This window comes from Bacillus sp. AP50 (assembly GCF_040492675.1).
Classification (GTDB): Bacteria; Bacillota; Bacilli; order Bacillales; family Bacillaceae_G; genus Bacillus_A; species Bacillus_A cereus.
The window spans coordinates 1-19,574 of the sequence record NZ_JBEUTW010000014.1 but is presented as its reverse complement, the minus strand read 5'-3'; the positions used below and the strand labels follow the sequence as shown (position 1 = coordinate 19,574).

Sequence of the window (19,574 nt, the reverse complement as noted above, 5' to 3'; positions counted from 1 at the left end):
TCCCTGCACTATTAGTCTATTTTATCGTTTGCGTTATTTCCGTTATCATCCCAGCATCTGAAGGCTATAATTATGTCGGCTGGAAGTTATTTGTTGGGAAAGTGTATGCGATACCTATTTTCTTCATTACTACGATAATCACATTTTATATAAACAAGAAAAAATCTTACGAATAAACGATTATAAGGATAGCTAACGCTATCCTTATTTTAATTCGTTAATCAAAACTTTATATCCTTGCTTCTAAAAAGTTAAACGCAACATCTGTATTTCAGCGTTTAAACGCAGTTCCTCCGAAATCCAGCTCTCTAATTTTGAAACAGATGCAATATTTTTTCAAAAAGCCCCTGTAATTTACTTTTCAATACTTCCATATCATTAAGCATACACAATGCGACTGTTTAAAAGTTAAAAATTTCTGCTTATTATAAATAAAAAAGGACAAGTAGCCAATCTGACTACTTGTCCTTACTGTTCATCTGTACGCAATACGATTAAGCTTGGAATGCTTCTGTTAATACTGGTACGATTTGTTTTTTACGAGATACAACACCTTTTAAAGTAGCTATATTGTTTTCTAGTGATACGTTGTATGCTTTCTCAACAACGTTTGCTGCTTTACCGATCGCAAGACCGACAGAATCGTTAGTTAAGATATCAGTTACAACGAATAAGAATAGGTCTAAACCTTTTTCTTCTACTACTGCAGAAATTACTTTTTCAAGTTCCGCTTGGTGTACAAGAACGTCGTTTGTATCAACAGCGTTTACTTGTGCGATTTCAACTTTCGCATTACCCATTTGGAATTCTTTAGCATCAAGAGAGATTAATTGCTCCATTGTTTTTCCGCTTAAGTCAGCACCAGCTTTTAACATTTCTAAGCCGTAGTTATCTGCATCTACACCAGCGATTTCCGCTAATTCACGAGCAGCTGCTACATCTTGTTCTGTGCAAGTTGGAGATTTGAATAGTAAAGAATCTGAAATGATTGCAGATAACATTAAACCTGCAACTTCTTTACGAATTGTTACGCCATTTTCTTTGTACATTTTGTTTAAGATTGTAGCTGTACAGCCAACTGGCTCACAACGATAGTATATAGGATCGCTTGTTTCAAAGTTAGCAATACGGTGATGGTCAATAACTTCTAACACACGAACTGATTCGATATCGTTAGTACTTTGTTGACGCTCGTTATGGTCAACTAAAATAACGTTGTCCACTTCGCTTGCTACTGTCTCAACAAAACGCGGTCCTTCTACTTTAAAATAGTCTAACGCAAATTGAGTTTCACCGCTGATTTCGCCTAAACGTACAGGCTCAGCATTCATTCCTAATTCTTTTTTCAATTCTGCATAAGCAATTGCAGAACAAATTGCATCTGTATCTGGGTTTTTATGCCCGAAAACTAGTACTTTTTCCATGTTTTCCACCTCTTCATGAAAAGGATATCTTAAAGAAGCAAATATGACAATATTTAAAGCATATTTTTTTATAAATAATTGCACTTTCTTCTATATTTTTCATCATTTTCATAAAAAAAATCATCTAAAATGAATTAGATGATCGAAATGTATGTTTCAATTAAAATAGTGTAGGAGCTTGCACTACATTGTTAAAAGCGAAATTTGAGGATAAGCCATTATTCAAAAGGTTTACATCTATAACTTGATAAAACGCATTTCCAGTGTCTGCAATTTCCCAAACAGCTAAAATAAGATGGTATCCACTACGGTCAGTTGGTACATTTGCTTCGTGCGTTACTGTTGTCCCTGGTCTAGCTCCACCGTCATTTTTTACATAGAATGGCACTAAATCTAAATCTGATCGCGTCAAAGGTTTATTGGGATTCCAACCTTTTTTCGTAATATAGTATTTCCACTCTTTCGTACTATGAGGAGCCGTTAGTTTCCACTTGAATGTATTCGTCCCGCCATTTAACGTAACTTTCTTCCACCTATCTACAGTTTGAACATCTAAAGCGGGAAAATGACCAGCCCCTGCAATTTGTCCATCAGAAGGTCCTAGTTGCGGAAATCCACCTATCCCTTCTACGCTTTGAGGTTCATATTGAATCGGTCCACAATTTACATTTACCCCTTGCTTACATAAATAAGATCGGCTCGCTGGTGATTCTACATATCCATGAGCTGAAGCCTTTTCTGAAAATCCAAATGTTAATAATCCCGTAAGTAATACGCCACCACTTAAAATAACTTTCTTCATGTTTTGTAAACTATTCTTTTTCATACTTTCATCCCCTTCCCATAATAAAGCGAAAATAACTATAGTCGGCTAGTCATCTTCTCTACATTTATTATAAGACGAGAATCATTACTAAAAGAACCCTCTAAAAACTTTCTCAAATTCATTTAGTGCGTTAATTAGATTATAATTAACTATTTTAACACCGCCAGAAAAATATAGACGGTGTTAAAAATAGTCGTTTATTATTCACTTACTAATAATTAAGCACTCTCCCCGTTTGATTATAACTTAAATGTTTTTATAATAAAGAACCGTAGCATCTAACTTTCCATTCGGAGAAATTGCATACCCTGGTATTGTTCCAACTTCTTGGTAGTCTAGTGATTTGTACAATTTATTGGAAGGATCTCCTTCTCTAGTATCTAATACTAAAAGAGACCTGTTTTCTTGCTTTGCTCGTTCCTCTGCTTTTTGCATAAGCGATCGTCCAATACCGTTTCGTCTAAAGTTTGGATGAGTCATTAATTTGCAAATCTCAGCTCTATGAATTCCGTTAGGCTTAGTAACTAATTGTAATTGAATACTCCCTGCTACTTCGTTGTTTATTTTAGCCACATACAATATCACTTCTGGCGCTAATACTGTTTGCCAATACTTTGTTGCATCTTTTTGTTCCAGTGGAGGCAAAAAACCAATTGATGCCCCATCATTTACAACCATTTTCAAAAGTTTCGAAAGTTCTTCTATATCATTTTCTAGTTTCTTAATTTCTTCAATTACTAAATTTCGCATTACTTTTCCCCCTTTTGTTTCATTGTAACAATTTTTAAAGAAGGAATAATGAAATAATAAGAGGAATTTATAGTTAAGATATGATTTTTTGTGAAAGGATAACGATATGAAATATATATTAGATAGAACGTACGCAAAAGAATTACTCGAATGGGCATATGAACAAAACCCGGGCCCTTGGTTTGAACATTCACTACATGTTGCTCATGCAACTGAAAACATAAGTATAGAACTTATAAAAAAAGGGTACAAGCTAGATGCTGACATAGCATATAATGCTGCCCTTTTGCATGATATCGGAAGATACAAAGGTTTTACCAAATCGGTCATTCATTCCTATGATGGTTATATGTATATGAATGATTTAGGGTATACAGGAAACGCTGTTATTTGTGTAACACACTCATTCCCATGCAAAAATGAACATATAGACATTGCAGCGGAATGGAGTCTCGTTCCTGACCATATGAGAAGCCGGTTAGTTGAAATATTAAATGAACATTGTAACTACGACTTATACAATAAAGTAATTACTCTTTGTGACGCTCTTGCTGATGCGGATGGCTTTACTACGTTGGAAAGAAGATTAATTTCTGTTGGTTTGCGTCATGGTACAACATCTCATACATCTTTACATTGGAAAGGGTTTTATGCGATTAAGAAAGAATTAGAAGCTTTAATCGGTAAGAGTATATACACAGTTCTTCCTGATGTAGAAAAATCTATTTATGAAGATATAGAATATTAAAGTGAATACAAATTGAAAACGATAAAATTTGTATGTATGTTTCTAAAAGACTCTTTCAAAAGTGGAGGGATTTCTTATTAGTAAAATAGGATTTGACTTGATAAACCTTGAGAGGAATTTTGATTTTGGATATGAAGATATAAAAGAGATTTCTATGAGATGTAAATTTTCTAACTGTTCACATACAAATGAACCAAACTGCGCGGTTAAAAGAGCTATATCTGACGGTGCTCTTTCTGAAGAAGTAGTTAACAGTTACTATAGAGATTTTAATGAGGCACATTATGTTTCTAAACAGAAAAACAAAACAAAAGCTATTGATTATATGAAACAATTGAAGCTTTTTACAAAACCTTAAAACTAAATAAATAGTTTTTATTTCTCATTCCTACTAAATTTAAAATTCTCCATTATTGTATAACCATAAATTGAACCCATCCTAGATAATTTTTATACTTAAATTTAATTTCACATAAAAAACGTTTTAAACATAAAGTTTAAAACGTTTTTTTATTCAATGCTTTTGATTTTTCAATTCTGTTAAACACTCTTGCACTAAAGTTACCGCTTGACTCATCGCAGCTCCGCCAGCAAATGCTGCTGAAACACCACATGCTTCCAGAATCTCTTTATCCGAACATCCTTGATCAAGACAACCTTTTGTATGATAAATTGTACAATACTCATCTTGCGTTGCTAAACTAATTCCTAATGCAATAAGTTGTTTTTCTCTTTTTGTTAAAACACCCTCTTGAAAACAAGCTTGCGTGAACGCATTATATGTCTCAGCGATTTCAGGAATTTGATTTGTAAAACTACCTATACCTTCTTTATAATGATGTAGAATATCATTTATCGAACTATGTTGCTCATGTTCCATCTTATTCCCTCCAGTCATATTATCCATACTTATTGTAGTATGTGATGAAATGGAGGCAATATACCTTCTTTTAAATTAAGAATTTTCAGTTAATTTAAGTTATAATTTTAAATTATCATCGACAATAACTTTTTCTCTAGAACTTTTTCTTTCAACCTCTTTACTTCTTTCTTCCCAAAATGTTAATCCTTCAATCCCCACATTTTTAGGATTAAATACTGGATCTTTCCCTTCTTTTTTCTGCGTTTCATAATCTTTTAACACTTTTAATGCGGTTTTACTTAAAAGTAAGATTGCGATTAAGTTTAACCATGCCATACTACCGATTCCTAAATCTCCAAGGTTCCATAAAAGCGACGCTGATTCAACGCTACCGATGTAAACCATAATTAAAAATCCAAATTTTAAAACTGGTTTTAACCAGCCATACTTCAGTTGACGATCTAAATAAGTAAGTGTTGTTTCAGCGATATAGTAATAAGCGAGTAGCGTTGTAAATGCAAAAAAGAAAATCGCAATTGAAATAAATATTGGACCAAACCCTGTTATCACAGTTTCAACTGCTTGTTGTGTATAAATTGGACCAGCTTCCACATTTCCTATGTTTTGTACAATAGCGGTTTTCCCTTCAGGTATAACATTATACATACCTGTTATTAAAATCATAAGAGCTGTCGCTGTACATACGACAATTGTATCGATATATACGGAAAATGCTTGAACTAATCCTTGTTTTGCAGGATGCGATACTTCAGCAGCCGCCGAACTATACGTCGCTTCTCCGACACCAGCAACGTTTGAAAATACAGCGCGTTTTACGCCCCATGCAATAGCTGCACCAACAATTCCACCAAACATTTCATTTACACCAAATGCACTAGAGAAAATTAAAGCAAACATCCTTGGAATCTCCGTTACATTCGCAATTAATATGATACATGTAACAATTACATAACCAATTGCCATAAATGGAACAAGCATTTGAGAAACGCCAGCAATTCTCTTTACACCACCAAAAATAATTGCTGCTAGTAACACGACTAAAAATATACCAGTTATATATTTGCTAATACCATTAGAGTTTTCAAATCCAACTGCGATACTACTAGATTGAATACCTGGTAATAACACGCCATATGAAAGTGTTACAACTACTGCTACAATGACTGCAAACCATTTCATTTTCAAACCTTTCTCAATGAAATATGGAGTACCGCCGCGATATTCATTCCCTACTTTACTTTTGTATACTTGAGATAATGTTGATTCTACAAACGCGCTCGCTGCCCCTAACAAAGCCATTACCCACATCCAAAATACAGCTCCAGGACCGCCGAAAGCAATTGCTGTCGCTACCCCTGCAATATTACCAATTCCAACTCTTCCTGATAAGGCTAAACAAAATGCCTGAAAAGATGATATTCCCGTCTCTGAACTCTTTCCTTCAAATAATAGTTTAATCATCTCTTTAAAATAACGGATTTGCAAAAAGCGTGTTGCAATCGTGAAATATACGCCTGCCCCTAATGCAAAAACAACTAAACCGATACTCCACACTTGCCCTACTAACCATTCTACTAAATTCTCCATCCAAATCCCCCTTATCATTCTTTGGAAAAGCAATTTTGTATATAAAAAAAACGGACAACTATTATCAAACTTTCTAGTTGTCCGCATCTTTCATTATTTCATCCCTCAATTTTTATCAGTAAAACGCCCTATTACTTTATATTTACCCAAACACTTTTCACTTCTGTATAATTATCAAGCGCATATGAACCTAATTCGCGGCCAATACCAGATTGTTTATATCCACCAAATGGTGTAGCTGCATTTTCTAAGTTATAATCATTAATCCACACTGTTCCTGCTTTTAATTTATTTGCTACTTGATGACCCGTTTTGATATTTTGCGTCCATACACCCGCAGCAAGGCCATAGGATGAGTTGTTCGCTCGTTCAATTACTTCTTCTGTCGAATCAAATGGAAGTACGACAACAACTGGTCCAAATATTTCTTCCTTAACGATTGTCATATTGTCTGTAACATCTGTGAATATAGTTGGCTTAACGAAATAACCTTTTTCAAGCGCACGTTCGCCACCAGCCGCAACTGTAGCACCTTCTTTCTTCCCTTGCTCAATGTAATTTAACACACGCTCTTGTTGTTTCTTAGATACGAGTGGACCCATTTCCGTTCCTTTCTCCATACCTGCTCCAAGTTTTACGTTGTTCGCCATTTTCACAAGTGCATCTACTACAGTTTCATAATGTTTACGATGAACAAATACACGTGATCCTGCGCTACAATTTTGACCGTGATTATACATAATACCTTGGAATGCACCATTTATCGCTTCTTCCAAGTCCGCATCTTCTAAAATGATATTTGGTGATTTTCCGCCAAGCTCTAACGTTACATGCTTAATCATTTCTGCAGATTGACGCATAATATACTTTCCTGTAACAGTAGATCCTGTAAAAGCAACTTTATCAATGTCATGATGATTTACAATTGCAGCCCCTGCTTCAGGACCAAAGCCTGATACAAAGTTTACAACGCCGTTTGGAAATCCAGCCTCTTTAAAGAGTTTCGCTGTATATAGTAAAGATAAAGGCGTTTGCTCTGCTGGCTTTAATACAATCGTACAACCTGTCGCCAGTGCAGCTCCCATTTTCCAAGAAGACATAACAAGCGGAAAATTCCACGGAATAATTTGTCCTACAACACCAACAGGTTCATGTCTCGTATAATTCAAGTAATCTTTTGAAATCGGGATTGTTTGCCCAATAATTTTTGTAGCCCATCCTGCGTAATAACGATAATTTTCTACAGTCGCTGAAATATCATCATCAAGTGCTACTTGATATGGCTTTCCATTATCTAAAGCTTCTAGTTGCGCTAATTCTTCTCTATGTTCTTCAATTAAATCTGCTAATTTATAAATAAGATGCGCTCTTTCAGCAGTAGCCATTTCTGCCCACGGGCCAGATTCAAATGCAGATCTTGCCGCTTTTACTGCAGCATCAATATCCTCTTCTTGCGCTTCACATACGACTGCTAGAACCTCTTCTGTTGCTGGATTGTACGTTTCAAACGTCTTTCCGCCAATAGCAGAAACAAATTCGCCATTAATAAACATTTTAATTTCTTCATTTAAAAACGCTTCCACTTTTGGTTTCAGCTCAATATTTGTCTTTAACATTATGTTCTCCTCCTTATTTAAACAGCTGCATGAGCTGCAATATTTGATAAAATCGTTTGAAGCTTTTGATCTTCTTCTACAGTTAACCCTAGTCTTGGCAAGCGAGAAGGTCCTCCCGCTTGCCCATGTAATTCCATAGAACGTTTAACGATTTGAACATATTTCCCTGATCCTTCAAGAAACTCGCAAAGTGGTAAAATAGCATCGTTTATTTCCCACGCCTTTTCTAATTCACCATTTTGAAAATGCTCATACATTTTTGTAACGAGACCGGGAACAATATTTCCTGCTACTGAAACCCATCCCGAGGCACCAACTAAATATGATTCCATAACTAAATCTTCAGAACCACAGAAGACTTGGAAAGCCCCTTCACTTTGTCTTACTAAATCTCTCGCTTTTCGAATATCTCCGCTAGATTCTTTAATATGTGTAACATTTCCACACTCTTTTCCAATACGGAGCATTAGCTCTGTACTCATATCAACACCAGAAGTAAATGGATTATTGTATAACATAATTGGTATATTTACAGAGTTTGAGATTTCTTTAAAATGAAAATAAATCTCCTCTTCCTTCGGTTTACAATAGTAAGAGTTTATAATTAACACACAATCCGCTCCGTGCGCTTCTGCATGTTTCGTATATTCAATTGTTTCTTTCGTCGTCTCTGCTGCAGTTCCAACAATAACTGGAATACGGCCATCAATTTCTTTCAACACGGTTGCTACCATTTTAAATCGTTCTTCTTTTGATAAACTTACAAATTCTCCTGTACTTCCATTAATGATGATACCTGCAACGTTTTGTTCGATAAAGTAATTTACATTTTGCTTTACCCCATCCCAATTAATTTCCTGAAATTCATCCATCGGTGTTATTAATACTGGAAATGCCCCTTTAATTTTTTGCATATTTATCTCTCCCTATCACATTTTATTTTAATAAGAAACCTGCCGGAAACGGATCCGTAGGGTCTAATAGAAATGTCTGCATCCCTGTAATAAATCCTCTACTTTCAAAACGGAAAATGTATCCTAGTTCCTCCTTCTTCACTTTCTCCACAGTTATAAAACTATTAAATATACTTTCATTTTTAAAAGGTTTATCCGCCATATAATCATTTTTAAATAACGCATGAACATAGGAAACAATAGTAGAAACAAAACCTGGCGAACGTACGATAAAGTTATCTTCATGAAATGTAATCGATTTTATATGGTTCTTTTCTTTTTGCGAAGGATCTACTAAAATAAGCCTTTTTATTAGCGACTGTTTTTGTATAGTCTGTAGTGTAGCTTCTCCCCATCTTTTCAATTCAGAAATGTTTTCCATGCGAATTTCTGGCGAATACAAACCTTTCTCTACAACTGCATATACTTTATCTGCTTGTATGAGAGAATAATTTACATTACCAACCTGTAAATTTTCCTCAATCATATAGCATAGTTTGCTTTCAAACGAAACCGATATAACTTCATCATTCTCTACATACGCATGAACTAAAAATATTCCACATAACGTTTCAATTTTATATTGATTGGACTCTCTCTTTTTTAAATAACCACTTTCGAGTAACATCGTTATTACTGCAACAATGCCTCCATAATGAAGCGGAATCGAACCTTCATGATTAAAAAATAATACAGCTGCATCCACTTCATTATGGATAGATGGAACGACAATACACCCATTCAAACCGATAAAACCACGTGGTTCATTTAATAAAAGCTTCATCTCTTCTGCTAATTCACCTGAAAATTGTTCATTTAATTGCTCCAAACTGTAGTAGTATTTGCATGGTACGTCTTTCATTACACGAAATGTCTCGCCATTTACATGTACGTCTACTGCTGTATACATTTTTTGAATGTTCATTTTATATCCTCCGTTTCATGTTCCATCGGCGGAATTAGCAAAAATCCTTCTTTAAGTGGATCTATTTCATTGTAAAAAAATCTATGCATACCCATAAGCCAAGCTGATCCCGTAATTTTCGTTATGACAGCTTCAATATTTTCAACATGTGTCGTATCCATGACATATCCTTTAAATAAAGAACCAACGATACTCTCATGAATGAACTCTTCACCAATTTCGATTTCTTTCTGAGCGTATAATACAGCTAGCTTCGCAGATGTTCCTGTACCGCATGGAGATCGATCTATTCCGCCTGGTGGTACAACAACTGTATTTTTCACATGCGCACATTCATGAGTAGGATCTGTATAAAATTCAACATGTGTTAATCCTCTTATAAACGAATACTCTGGATGAGTGATTTCAAACTTCTCATTAATTGTGTTCCTTATATGAATCGCCTTATCGATGATTGTAGATGCATTTTCTGGTACTAATTCTAGATCTACTGATTTCGCATCAATAATGGCATAAAAATTTCCTCCATACGCAATATCAGCCTCTATAGTTCCAATGTCTTTCACTTGTACAGTAATATTTTTCAATAAAAAAGCTGGTATGTTACAGAAAGATACTTCTTTTGCTTTTCCATCTTGAACAGCAATATCTACTTCAACTAAGCCAGCCGGTGTATCTAGTTTTAAAGAAGTAATCGGTTCAACTACCGGAATTAAACCTGATTCAACTAACGCTGTACATACACCGATTGTATCGTGACCACACATCGGTAAATATCCACCTGTCTCTATGTATATAACACCTATATCAGCCTCAGGATGACACGGGTCTGTTAATAATGCTCCTGACATTACATCATGACCACGCGGTTCATTCATTAACAATTTTCGAATCCAATCATACTCCTTTTTCATATGTAACATCTTCTCTGCCATCGTCTCTCCAATCAACTTTGGAAGTCCACTAATTAATGTCCTCGTTGGATTCCCACCTGTGTGTGTATCAATCGTCGTAAAGACTCTTTGTGACCTCATCCGTTTAACACCCTTTCTGTAAAACGACTCAAACGAAGTGGTTCAATAGGAATAATTGTCTCTTTTTCATTTAATAACTCTTCAATTACTTTTCCAGTAACTGCTGCAAGACTAATCCCATCACCTTCATGTCCAGCGGCAATGAAATAATTCGGAATATGTTCCACTCGTGAAATAATCGGTAAATGATCTTCTGTCCACGGACGTAAACCAGCGTAAGAACGAATTACCATCATATCTGCCATTTTCGGATAAAAACGAATTGCTCTATTTGCGATACATTTAATGACTTCATTATTTATCCTCGTATGAAATCCTACAAATTCACGACTACTACCAATTAAGAAATTTTGACTTTCAGTAGGCTCAAATACGAGCGCAACCCCGTATTTTTCAGTTAAAGCATCCACTTTTCGTTTTCCGCCAAATTTAGAAATTAAATAACCGAATTCCATTACTTTACGGCATCCTACGTGTTGTTGCCTTGAAGCTACAATAATATGCCCTTTTCTCGGTTCAATTGGTATATTTATATTTAACATCTGACCAATCTTAGGAGCCCACACACCGGCTGCATTTACAACTTGTTGTGCTGTAAAAGTTCCATTCGTAGTTTCTACAACAAATGAACCATCCGTCTCTATTTCCATACTCTTTACTTCCGTCTGCTTAAAAGCTTTTGCGCCAAACTTTTGTGCCTCTGACAGAAGCGAGAAAGCAAGGAGATATGGATTCACAGTTGAATCCGTCGCACATTCTAAACCGCCTAATAAATCATCAGCAAAAAAAGGCGACTCTTCCCTTATATCTTGCCTATCAAGCATTCGAAACGGTAATCCAGCTTCTTGTTGCCGATTTACCCATTGCTGCGCAGCTTCCATCTCTTCGTCTGACTCACATACGAGAATACTTCCTGGTGCCCTATATTCAAATGAATGCTCTAATTCTTCACTTAAATCAGTTACTAATTTTTGACTTACTAAAGACATTTGACTATCAAATCCCGGGTCTTTATCAATGGCCAAAATATTCCCATCACACCGTGAAGACGTCCCGCTGACAAATTCCCCTTTTTCAATGATTGTTACGTCTCTTCCGTATTTTGAAGTGTAATAAGCGATAGAACACCCTATTATTCCACCACCTATAATTAAAACGTCGCAGTGCCTCACAATATACTCCTCCTTTCCTAGCCCTCTCACTTTCTTTTTATGCAATTGACGTGCCAATTCTGTACATATACAATTTTTATAAAAAATATTTTTATTTGTAAAAATATTTTAAATTCATAGTAAATAGGTGTATTATTTTTTTATCACTGTCAAAATTTTTATACATAACAGGAGGACATTATGGAATTCTCATTTCCGACTATACAAGAATTTTTGGAAAGCGTTTTAATCAATCATACATGTAGCCTTGATCGCATTAAGAAAATAAACGAAAGGTTTTATTACCTCCCTTCTACTACAGAAGAATATAATTGCGCAATTATTTATGTAGATGACTCATTCACTGCATTAATTGACGCTTTTTCTTATGAATTAGCTGTTATCATCCTTAACGAAAACGATGAGCCGATATGCTGTATAACTTCTCAGCAAATGATTCCATTTCTTTATAAGTCCTACAATGAACTACAGTCATTTTATGACACTGTAATACAAACAACTGACTCTTCTGTTACAGTAATTGATAGTAAAGAATGCGTTCGAACTTGGACAGATGGTGCTGAAAAAATATTTTCAGTCAACCATAATGAGATTATTGGGCAACCGATTACTCGTTTTTTTGATTATAAAGACTTGGAAATTTTACAATCTTTACATGATGGAAAAAGCATAGTCGCTCAGTTCCATCAGCCTCGCCCCGATTTATTCGTATTAATTAATTCAAATCCAGTTTATTGTAATGATGAAATTATAGGAGCAGTCGTTTCAGAAACAGATGTTACAAATCAAGTCGCTTTAAATGAAAAACTATTTAATATGTCACATGAAATGCACCGTTTAGAACAAGAAGTGGCAAAGTATAAAGATGAATCCGATCCATTCCTTGCGATGAATGGAAAAAGTCCTGTTATACAAAGAACGATACAATTAGCTAGAAAAGTTTGTTCGGTGAAATCAACTGTTTTAATACTTGGGGAAAGCGGAGTTGGAAAAGAAGTATTTGCGAAAGCAATTCATGAAGCAAGTGAAGCAGCGAAGGCGCCTTTCATTTCGATTAACTGCGGGGCAATTCCAGAAGCATTATTTGAAAGTGAATTATTCGGTTACGAGCGTGGGGCGTTTTCTGGAGCAAATAGTAAAGGAAAAAAAGGTAAAATTGAACTCGCGCAAGGCGGTACTTTATTTCTTGATGAAATAGGTGAAATGCCACTTGATATGCAAGTAAAACTGTTACGTGTACTGCAAGAGCGAAAGTATTACCGAGTTGGTGGTGAAAAAGAAATTAATATTGATTTCCGTATTATCGCTGCTACAAATCGTGATTTACAAGAAGAAATGAGAAAAGGAACTTTCCGAGAAGATTTATATTACCGCTTAAATGTAGTTAGCTTGCAGATTCCACCGCTGCGCGAAAGACGCGAGGATATTATTGAATTAACCTATTCTTTCTTAAACGATTTTTCAATCAACTATAACAGACCAATTCGTGACTTACCTTCAAGCATTATGCATGAACTGCTTCATTACAATTGGCCAGGTAATATTCGCGAACTTCGAAACGTTGTTGAACGGCTTGTGGTATTCGCAACAGACGGAATTATAAAACAAGAATATTTACCATTTCATACGACTGAAACTTTAGACAACCATACAGCCCATTCCCTATTACTCAGCAACAATAATACAATCCTTTCTTTACAAGAAGAGATGGATGAGCATGAGAAAAAAGTTATTGAAAGGGCTTTACGAATTTTAAATGGGAATAAATTAGAATGCGCAAAACAACTTGGTGTAACAAGGGCTACTTTATATAACCGTTTAAAGAAACTTGGACTTCAATAAAGAATCAGTATGCACCGATCAGGCGTTTACAGGTAGCCCTCTCTCCCTCCTCTATATTGGCATGATTTTTGCATATATAATTTGTGAAAACCGAACTAGAGGAGGAATACACATGACAAATAAAAACAACTTAATCGTTTGTCGTTGTGAAGAGGTTACATATGGGCAACTTCAATCGACAATTGCTGAATATAACTGCTCGGCAAGAGAATTAAAACTAAGAACACGTGCTGGCATGGGATTTTGCGGTGGTCGCACATGCAGAATAATGATAGATCGAATGATTGAAAATGCGAATCCTGACGTAACTCTTAATGAACTACCGTTAAAATATCAACCACCAATACGTGCAGTTACTTTTGGATCGGTAGGTGAAAGTAAATGAGTAGAATTACACATCACCCTATTTTAGGTACTTTACAAAGTAGTGAGCGTATTACCTTTCAATTTAACGGTCATCAATACGGAGCATATGAACATGAAACGATAGCTGCTGCCCTGTTAGCAAATGGAATTAGGACATTAAGAGTTCATGAAGATAGCGGAACACCGCGAGGTATTTATTGTAATATCGGACACTGTTCCGAATGCCGCATGACAGTAAATAATCAAACAAATGTACGCGCATGCTTAACTGTTGTAGAAGAAAACATGGTTGTTGAAAGCGGGAAACAGCATCCGAATATCGTGAGAGAGATGGTGAAAAAACGATGAGTGATGTAATTATTATTGGTGCAGGGCCAGCGGGATTATCTGCTTCTATTTCTTGTGCTCGTTTCGGACTAAAAGTGCTCGTTATTGATGAATTTATGAAGCCGGGCGGGAGATTGTTAGGACAGTTGCATCAAGAGCCTACTGGAGAATGGTGGAACGGAATAAAAGAATCGAAGCGACTTCATGAAGAAGCAGAATCACTTTCAGTACATATCAGGTGCGGTGTTTCGGTCTATAATTTAGATAGAGATGAAAACAATTGGTTTGTACATACTAATATCGGTACGTTAGAAGCGCCTTTCGTACTACTTGCTACTGGAGCTGCGGAATATTCTATTCCCCTTCCTGGCTGGACACTTCCAGGAGTGATGTCAATTGGAGCAGCTCAAGTTATGACAAATGTTCATCGCGTGCAAGTTGGAAAAAAAGGAATTATTATTGGTGCTAACATTTTGTCTTTCGCCATTTTAAGTGAATTGCAATTAGCGGGAATTACAGTGGATCATATTGTACTCCCTGAGAAAAGCGAGTTTAGTCAAAAAGCTGGTGAACCTGAAGAAGTTTTAAACTCTCTTTTAAATGCAGCACATCTCGCTCCTTCTGCTATTTTGCGAATAGGTAGCCACTTTATGAAATATGATTGGGTTCGAAAAGCTGGATTAACATTCTATCCAAACAGCGGAATGAAAATAAACGGAACGCCACTTCACCTTCGGAAAGCAGCTCTTGAAATTATCGGAACAGATCAAGTTGAAGGTGTACGTGTTGCTAATATTGACTCTAAAGGAAATGTTATTAATGGATCAGAGAAAATATATGAAGCAGATTTTGTTTGTATTGCCGGGGGATTATACCCACTTGCCGAACTTGCAGCTGTAGCTGGTTGTCCCTTCCATTACATTTCAGAATTAGGTGGACACGTTCCTCTCCATTCCGAAACAATGGAAACTCCTCTTCCTGGTTTATTTGTAGCTGGCAATATTACAGGCATTGAAAGCGGAAAAATTGCGATGGCGCAAGGAACAGTTGCAGGTCTATCTATTGCTAAATATGCAAGCAAAAAACGTGATATAGTCGACCAACAATTATCTCACGCCATTCAAAACGTTCACTTTGTTCGTCAGAAATCTGCAATTCAGTTTAATCCGATGGTAGATATCGGTAGACGAAAGATGAATGAAATTTGGCGTGATTACTCATCTACATATGCACATACTAAAAAGAGCTGCTGAGATTATTCTCAACAGCTCTCTTCTCTACTCATCTGAGTTATTAAATTTCGCTAATGCGTAAATGCCTTCTTCATCATCTAATTCAAGTTGTAATCTCGCTGCGAATGGATTGACATTATATTCTCTGTCAAGCAATAAGCGTAAAGCTTCGATTAAGTTTGCTTGAATTAAAATTTGCTGGCGACCATTTACCTCTACTTCCGCAGAGAAACCGTAGTCGTCATCATACATGAGTTCAACTAATACTTCTTCTGGACCCACTTGTCTTTTTTCAGCGATATATATACAAAGCGCATTTATAAGCTCTTGTTCAGAAATTTTTATTGTTTCCATGCTACTTCATCTGCCTTCTTCTTACGTTGGTCTTTGAAGTATTTAAATGCACGAACTGCTAACATTACGATACCAGCCATTACTAACATATTTACCATAAATGCTAATACAGAACCAAGAGCTCCCATATTTGCAAATAAGCTACCCATTAGTAAACCACCAAGACCACCTAGTAATAAACCTTTCATAAAGCTTCCTTTATTACTTTTTGGTGCCGTGTTTGTTGCTTTCGTTTTTGAATCTGGAGTCGTTTTTTGAGAATTTACATTTGAGTCTTTTTTGTTTAAATCAACTTTTGACTTTTGACCTGAACTTGGTGTAAATGATTTTTTACCAGATTTGTAACTTTTCGCTGCTGCATGATCTACGAACATAAAGCTGCTAGCCCCAAAGATAACCATGAATGCTGTCATTACTGCTACAAGTTTTTTCAACATATTATATCCATTCTCCTTTTATATAGATATATGTGAAATCTATCTTTCTAGTAAATTCAGAATGATAGATTTGTTTTTAAGAACATTTTAAAGGTTCTTATGAACTTATTATATGAACTTTTGTCGAAATATGCAAGTATTATTTACTTTCAACAGTTTGGTCACAAAGGAAAAATTAAGCAAAACAGAATTGACTTTAAATGAAACAAAACATATTATAAGTTCATAAGAACTTTTTATTATTTTGGAGGTGAAAAGATGGAAACATTTCATCTCACACGAAACGAAATGGCTACCCTTCTTCTATCACTAAGAGGATGGAATACGAAAAAGCCTCTCGGTATTTTACAAGAAGCTTGGGCAAAGTCACATAAAAAAGATATTGAAAGCGGACAAAGCGTTACAGCTTTTATTACTACCGCACTTTCACCTATTTTTGAAAAGCTGATTAAAATTGACGATACTGATGTCGGTTTTTCTTTAAATGAAATAGTTGCGCTTGGCAATCAGATTGAAAACACAAGTTTCTCTGTAACTGCTATGCAAAACTGGGTGAAACGAGATATAAAAGAAATGATTGGCTCTCCTCAAAAAGGGAAAAAATATTCAATTGAACAAGCAGCCTTACTATTTATTGTCGAAGATTTAAAAACAGCACTTGATTTTGAATCCATTCGTAAGCTATTACGCCTTATTGTAAATGATCCAGCTGATCGAAGTGATGATTTAATCAATCCTGTTCATTTATATGTAGCATACTCTTCTTTATTTGAAGAACTCAATCAAGGAAATTGCTTACAATTAAATGCAACAGATACCGTTCATACAATTGAAAACATCGTAAAAGAAAAAGCTGATAAAATCGCAAGTAAGTTCGATCAAATTAATAACGAACAACGCGAAGCAATTCGTAACGCTATTATTATTGCGACCCTTTCTGTACATACCGCTTATGTACAAATGTTAGCAAAGCGTTACGTAACAGCAACTTTATTTTTACAGAACTTAGATGTGAAGCCGTAAAAAAAACAAGCATCCCCCTGTCATATACGTAGGACAGGGGGATGCTTGTTTTCAATCAATATAAAATACAAAAATCATTTTACATCTAAGTTTCATTCTACAATAGCTCTTGATTATGTAAAAATCATTACTAACCTAACATTCAACAACGTTCATTTATTTCCATTAAATTCCTATCTGATTTTCTCGATAAACTTAATTACTTCATCTTTATAATTATATTTGTCATTAATTTCTTGTAATAATTCAATATCATGCGTATGAGTTTTTCCTGTCTCTAACAGTTCACGATATAAATCAATGTAAGGAAGATTTTTATTCATGGCATTTTTATATTCCTTTTCTACATCGTAAAAAACCTTTTTAAACCTCACATCAGTAATCCCTGCCTCATCAATTTCAAGAATTGCATACTGAGCACGCAAGTCAGAGTTTAGCTTATTCCACTTGTAAAAAGGTTGTCCAACTGTTCCTGGGTTAATAATTAATTGATCATTGCTACTATAGCGCAACAATTGATGGTGGGTATGAGCGTAAATCGCAATATCATAATCACGATCAAACTGTTCCTGATTATTAGTGGGCCACAAATCTCCTCCATAATTTTTATTTTGTAGATTATGACTAATACTGATTGATAAATCATTAACCTGTTTTGTTATATGTAATGGTAAATTTTTAACATGCTTAATATAGTTTTCATCCAGGTTTTCACATTGATACTGAACTAATCTAGAAACATAAATATCAGTTACGTTATCAATATCAATATTTTTATTAAGAACGTCAAGAAAACTATCTTCCCAGTTTCCTTGTACATAAGTATCAACGTTAATACTTTCTAATATTTCAAATAAATCATTCGATCCAGGACCAGGCATAATTAAATCTCCTAAAAACCAATAATCAGTCACACCTTCTTTCATAGAATCTTCGATAACTGCTTTTAAAGCAGTTGCATTTCCATGTACATCTGCCAGTACAGCAATTTTATGTTTCATGTATTTTATTCCCTCCTCTAAATTTACGTTTCCATCTCATTCATTTTTTATTTTCGAACCAAATCAAATTGAGTAGGCATATTCTTTTTTAGGCAATTTTACTATCTCTTGAATGAAATTTGATTTCTCTAAAATGTCCTCTAACTGCCCCTCACTATGGACGTAAATACCACCTGCATATGAACTGTACGCCTTTTTCTCAGTTATTATCGCTAAATTGTTATTTTCCTTTTTAAAATCACCCTCCACTCCTTTTTGAAATGATAAACTTTTAGTTGGTGAAACATAAAGTTGAATTAAAGATACTATTTCAACATCATCTGGTTTTGCAAAGCACTGTATTTCATTTAAAATCATTTCATCTTGTAACGGAAGAAAGTCTTCTACTTCTAACTTCTCTCCTTTATGAAAGAAGTTTTGAAGTTCAGGAGTATAGAACGAAAGATTTTTCTCCTCTATCATTTTAAAAATTATTTGCAGCAATATGTCTTTTCCTATCACAAACGGGTGGCCAAATCCATTATTGTAAAGCCCTTCTTTCATTTTCATTAATTGTTCGATGAAGGGGATTCCCGATTCTTCAATAACAAGTTTACCGTCAATGAAACGCATGTTAGCAATCAATTCTTCTATCTGTAAACCTTCTAATTCAAGCGACGAGTAATATAAATCTCTATTCCAAAAATCTAATTGATCCATTCCTAATGAATTAAATAAGAGCTCATCTATAATTGGAAAAACTCCATCTTCTGTTAAAGCTTTCGTTACATCATCTAATAATCTAGGTGTTTGATTTAAAATCGTACGTATTTCTTCGTCCTCTTGAATGATTCGTACCGTCCACTCACTATGATCTTCACCCGATATTTGCTGAATATGGCCCATGTCCAACATCATGTAGAAGGGCTACAGTAGATACTAGCTTTCGTTCATATTTCGATAAATGTATGTCACCAATCTCAGTCAGATGTTCTATCACTTTATTTACTAGCACATATACACCTATCGAATGTTCTTTCCTCGTATGTATTGCGTTCTCATGTAAAAAATAAGTATGTCCTTGTTGTTTAATAT

General features: G+C 35.2%; 21 protein-coding genes and 1 pseudogene. 8 read left to right on the top strand and 14 right to left on the bottom strand.

Annotation, left to right across the window (positions count from 1 at the left end):
• Positions 1-176, top strand: a 176-nt coding sequence (locus ABWK52_RS02035) for a DUF4017 family protein (protein WP_353771869.1), incomplete at its 5' end; no start/stop codon positions are given.
• A 318-nt stretch (positions 177-494) separates the two neighbouring features.
• On the opposite strand, the gene ppaC is transcribed toward ABWK52_RS02035, so the two are convergent.
• From ppaC to ABWK52_RS02020, 3 genes are all read right to left on the bottom strand, one after another.
• Complete coding sequence (gene ppaC, locus ABWK52_RS02030) at positions 495-1,424, bottom strand: manganese-dependent inorganic pyrophosphatase (RefSeq protein ID WP_098541928.1); 930 nt, start codon at positions 1,422-1,424, stop codon at positions 495-497.
• 160 nt (positions 1,425-1,584) lie between these two features.
• The gene (locus ABWK52_RS02025) at positions 1,585-2,250 is read right to left on the bottom strand and encodes a lytic polysaccharide monooxygenase (protein WP_098281297.1); all 666 of its coding nucleotides are present in this window, start codon (positions 2,248-2,250) and stop codon (positions 1,585-1,587) included.
• A gap of 246 nt (positions 2,251-2,496) precedes the next feature.
• A complete protein-coding gene (locus ABWK52_RS02020; protein ID WP_001245250.1) occupies positions 2,497-3,000 on the bottom strand; it encodes a GNAT family N-acetyltransferase in 504 nt (167 codons plus the stop codon).
• 106 nt (positions 3,001-3,106) lie between these two features.
• Between ABWK52_RS02020 and ABWK52_RS02015 the strand changes: the two genes are divergently transcribed.
• Together ABWK52_RS02015 and ABWK52_RS02010 are read left to right on the top strand one after the other, a co-directional pair.
• A complete protein-coding gene (locus ABWK52_RS02015; RefSeq protein ID WP_098281296.1) occupies positions 3,107-3,748 on the top strand; it encodes an HD domain-containing protein in 642 nt (213 codons plus the stop codon).
• A gap of 61 nt (positions 3,749-3,809) precedes the next feature.
• On the top strand, positions 3,810-4,106 hold the full coding sequence (locus ABWK52_RS02010; RefSeq protein WP_000398282.1) for a hypothetical protein: 297 nt from the start codon (positions 3,810-3,812) through the stop codon (positions 4,104-4,106).
• A 156-nt stretch (positions 4,107-4,262) separates the two neighbouring features.
• Here the strand turns inward: ABWK52_RS02010 and ABWK52_RS02005 are convergent, their stop codons facing one another.
• The 7 genes from ABWK52_RS02005 to ABWK52_RS01975 form a co-directional block, all read right to left on the bottom strand.
• Entirely contained in the window at positions 4,263-4,655 is a 393-nt protein-coding gene (locus tag ABWK52_RS02005; RefSeq protein WP_002196593.1) for a carboxymuconolactone decarboxylase family protein, read from the bottom strand.
• A 72-nt stretch (positions 4,656-4,727) separates the two neighbouring features.
• Entirely contained in the window at positions 4,728-6,218 is a 1,491-nt protein-coding gene (locus ABWK52_RS02000) for an alanine/glycine:cation symporter family protein (protein ID WP_000429521.1), read from the bottom strand.
• Positions 6,219-6,349: 131 nt separating this feature from the next.
• On the bottom strand, positions 6,350-7,834 hold the full coding sequence (locus ABWK52_RS01995) for an aldehyde dehydrogenase family protein (protein ID WP_000920983.1): 1,485 nt from the start codon (positions 7,832-7,834) through the stop codon (positions 6,350-6,352).
• A gap of 17 nt (positions 7,835-7,851) precedes the next feature.
• Complete coding sequence (dapA, locus tag ABWK52_RS01990) at positions 7,852-8,748, bottom strand: 4-hydroxy-tetrahydrodipicolinate synthase (RefSeq protein WP_098281295.1); 897 nt, start codon at positions 8,746-8,748, stop codon at positions 7,852-7,854.
• Positions 8,749-8,770: 22 nt separating this feature from the next.
• The gene (locus ABWK52_RS01985) at positions 8,771-9,712 is read right to left on the bottom strand and encodes a proline racemase family protein (protein WP_046392808.1); all 942 of its coding nucleotides are present in this window, start codon (positions 9,710-9,712) and stop codon (positions 8,771-8,773) included.
• Complete coding sequence (locus ABWK52_RS01980) at positions 9,709-10,746, bottom strand: proline racemase family protein (protein ID WP_098281294.1); 1,038 nt, start codon at positions 10,744-10,746, stop codon at positions 9,709-9,711. Before ABWK52_RS01980 ends, ABWK52_RS01985 begins: the two co-directional genes overlap by 4 nt.
• Positions 10,743-11,918: an NAD(P)/FAD-dependent oxidoreductase gene (locus tag ABWK52_RS01975; protein WP_044584549.1), complete on the bottom strand. Its 1,176-nt coding sequence runs from the start codon at positions 11,916-11,918 to the stop codon at positions 10,743-10,745. The genes ABWK52_RS01980 and ABWK52_RS01975 overlap by 4 nt, the downstream gene beginning before the upstream one ends.
• 180 nt (positions 11,919-12,098) lie before the next feature.
• Here ABWK52_RS01975 and ABWK52_RS01970 point away from each other — a divergent pair, with 180 nt between their 5' ends.
• The 4 genes from ABWK52_RS01970 (at position 12,099) to ABWK52_RS01955 (ending at position 15,706) form a co-directional block, all read left to right on the top strand.
• Positions 12,099-13,760 (top strand): sigma-54 interaction domain-containing protein, encoded by a 1,662-nt coding sequence (locus ABWK52_RS01970; protein WP_000395824.1) that lies wholly within the window; start codon positions 12,099-12,101, stop codon positions 13,758-13,760.
• A gap of 112 nt (positions 13,761-13,872) precedes the next feature.
• Positions 13,873-14,145, top strand: coding sequence for a (2Fe-2S)-binding protein (locus ABWK52_RS01965; RefSeq protein WP_000182619.1), 273 nt, complete (start codon positions 13,873-13,875; stop codon positions 14,143-14,145).
• Positions 14,142-14,474, top strand: coding sequence for a (2Fe-2S)-binding protein (locus ABWK52_RS01960; protein WP_000087067.1), 333 nt, complete (start codon positions 14,142-14,144; stop codon positions 14,472-14,474). The genes ABWK52_RS01965 and ABWK52_RS01960 overlap by 4 nt, the downstream gene beginning before the upstream one ends.
• Positions 14,471-15,706: an NAD(P)/FAD-dependent oxidoreductase gene (locus tag ABWK52_RS01955; protein ID WP_098281293.1), complete on the top strand. Its 1,236-nt coding sequence runs from the start codon at positions 14,471-14,473 to the stop codon at positions 15,704-15,706. Before ABWK52_RS01960 ends, ABWK52_RS01955 begins: the two co-directional genes overlap by 4 nt.
• Before the next feature lie 24 nt (positions 15,707-15,730).
• Here ABWK52_RS01955 and ABWK52_RS01950 read toward each other — a convergent pair whose 3' ends face one another.
• Both ABWK52_RS01950 and ABWK52_RS01945 read right to left on the bottom strand, forming a co-directional pair.
• Complete coding sequence (locus ABWK52_RS01950) at positions 15,731-16,039, bottom strand: YxcD family protein (protein WP_000447747.1); 309 nt, start codon at positions 16,037-16,039, stop codon at positions 15,731-15,733.
• Positions 16,027-16,476: a hypothetical protein gene (locus ABWK52_RS01945; RefSeq protein WP_000914478.1), complete on the bottom strand. Its 450-nt coding sequence runs from the start codon at positions 16,474-16,476 to the stop codon at positions 16,027-16,029. The genes ABWK52_RS01950 and ABWK52_RS01945 overlap by 13 nt, the downstream gene beginning before the upstream one ends.
• 258 nt (positions 16,477-16,734) lie before the next feature.
• On the opposite strand from ABWK52_RS01945, the gene ABWK52_RS01940 reads away from it, so the two are divergent.
• A complete protein-coding gene (locus ABWK52_RS01940) occupies positions 16,735-17,499 on the top strand; it encodes a DUF1836 domain-containing protein (protein ID WP_000447231.1) in 765 nt (254 codons plus the stop codon).
• Positions 17,500-17,672: 173 nt separating this feature from the next.
• Here the strand turns inward: ABWK52_RS01940 and ABWK52_RS01935 are convergent, their stop codons facing one another.
• Together ABWK52_RS01935 and ABWK52_RS01930 are read right to left on the bottom strand one after the other, a co-directional pair.
• Complete coding sequence (locus ABWK52_RS01935; RefSeq protein WP_098541930.1) at positions 17,673-18,500, bottom strand: metallophosphoesterase family protein; 828 nt, start codon at positions 18,498-18,500, stop codon at positions 17,673-17,675.
• Between the two features lie 63 nt (positions 18,501-18,563).
• Positions 18,564-19,574, bottom strand: a pseudogene (locus ABWK52_RS01930) (HD domain-containing protein); the annotation flags it as partial.

What these genes read in the sequence shown, in the direction of transcription:
- ppaC (WP_098541928.1), bottom strand. Translation starts at nt 1,424, where the DNA reads ATGGAAAAAGTACTAGTTTTCGGGCATAAAAACCCAGATACAGATGCA.
- ABWK52_RS02025 (WP_098281297.1), bottom strand. Translation starts at nt 2,250, where the DNA reads ATGAAAAAGAATAGTTTACAAAACATGAAGAAAGTTATTTTAAGTGGT.
- ABWK52_RS02020 (WP_001245250.1), bottom strand. Translation starts at nt 3,000, where the DNA reads ATGCGAAATTTAGTAATTGAAGAAATTAAGAAACTAGAAAATGATATA.
- ABWK52_RS02015 (WP_098281296.1), top strand. Translation starts at nt 3,107, where the DNA reads ATGAAATATATATTAGATAGAACGTACGCAAAAGAATTACTCGAATGG.
- ABWK52_RS02005 (WP_002196593.1), bottom strand. Translation starts at nt 4,655, where the DNA reads ATGGATAATATGACTGGAGGGAATAAGATGGAACATGAGCAACATAGT.
- ABWK52_RS02000 (WP_000429521.1), bottom strand. Translation starts at nt 6,218, where the DNA reads ATGGAGAATTTAGTAGAATGGTTAGTAGGGCAAGTGTGGAGTATCGGT.
- ABWK52_RS01995 (WP_000920983.1), bottom strand. Translation starts at nt 7,834, where the DNA reads ATGTTAAAGACAAATATTGAGCTGAAACCAAAAGTGGAAGCGTTTTTA.
- dapA (WP_098281295.1), bottom strand. Translation starts at nt 8,748, where the DNA reads ATGCAAAAAATTAAAGGGGCATTTCCAGTATTAATAACACCGATGGAT.
- ABWK52_RS01985 (WP_046392808.1), bottom strand. Translation starts at nt 9,712, where the DNA reads ATGAACATTCAAAAAATGTATACAGCAGTAGACGTACATGTAAATGGC.
- ABWK52_RS01980 (WP_098281294.1), bottom strand. Translation starts at nt 10,746, where the DNA reads ATGAGGTCACAAAGAGTCTTTACGACGATTGATACACACACAGGTGGG.
- ABWK52_RS01970 (WP_000395824.1), top strand. Translation starts at nt 12,099, where the DNA reads ATGGAATTCTCATTTCCGACTATACAAGAATTTTTGGAAAGCGTTTTA.
- ABWK52_RS01965 (WP_000182619.1), top strand. Translation starts at nt 13,873, where the DNA reads ATGACAAATAAAAACAACTTAATCGTTTGTCGTTGTGAAGAGGTTACA.
- ABWK52_RS01960 (WP_000087067.1), top strand. Translation starts at nt 14,142, where the DNA reads ATGAGTAGAATTACACATCACCCTATTTTAGGTACTTTACAAAGTAGT.
- ABWK52_RS01955 (WP_098281293.1), top strand. Translation starts at nt 14,471, where the DNA reads ATGAGTGATGTAATTATTATTGGTGCAGGGCCAGCGGGATTATCTGCT.
- ABWK52_RS01950 (WP_000447747.1), bottom strand. Translation starts at nt 16,039, where the DNA reads ATGGAAACAATAAAAATTTCTGAACAAGAGCTTATAAATGCGCTTTGT.
- ABWK52_RS01945 (WP_000914478.1), bottom strand. Translation starts at nt 16,476, where the DNA reads ATGTTGAAAAAACTTGTAGCAGTAATGACAGCATTCATGGTTATCTTT.
- ABWK52_RS01940 (WP_000447231.1), top strand. Translation starts at nt 16,735, where the DNA reads ATGGAAACATTTCATCTCACACGAAACGAAATGGCTACCCTTCTTCTA.
- ABWK52_RS01935 (WP_098541930.1), bottom strand. Translation starts at nt 18,500, where the DNA reads ATGAAACATAAAATTGCTGTACTGGCAGATGTACATGGAAATGCAACT.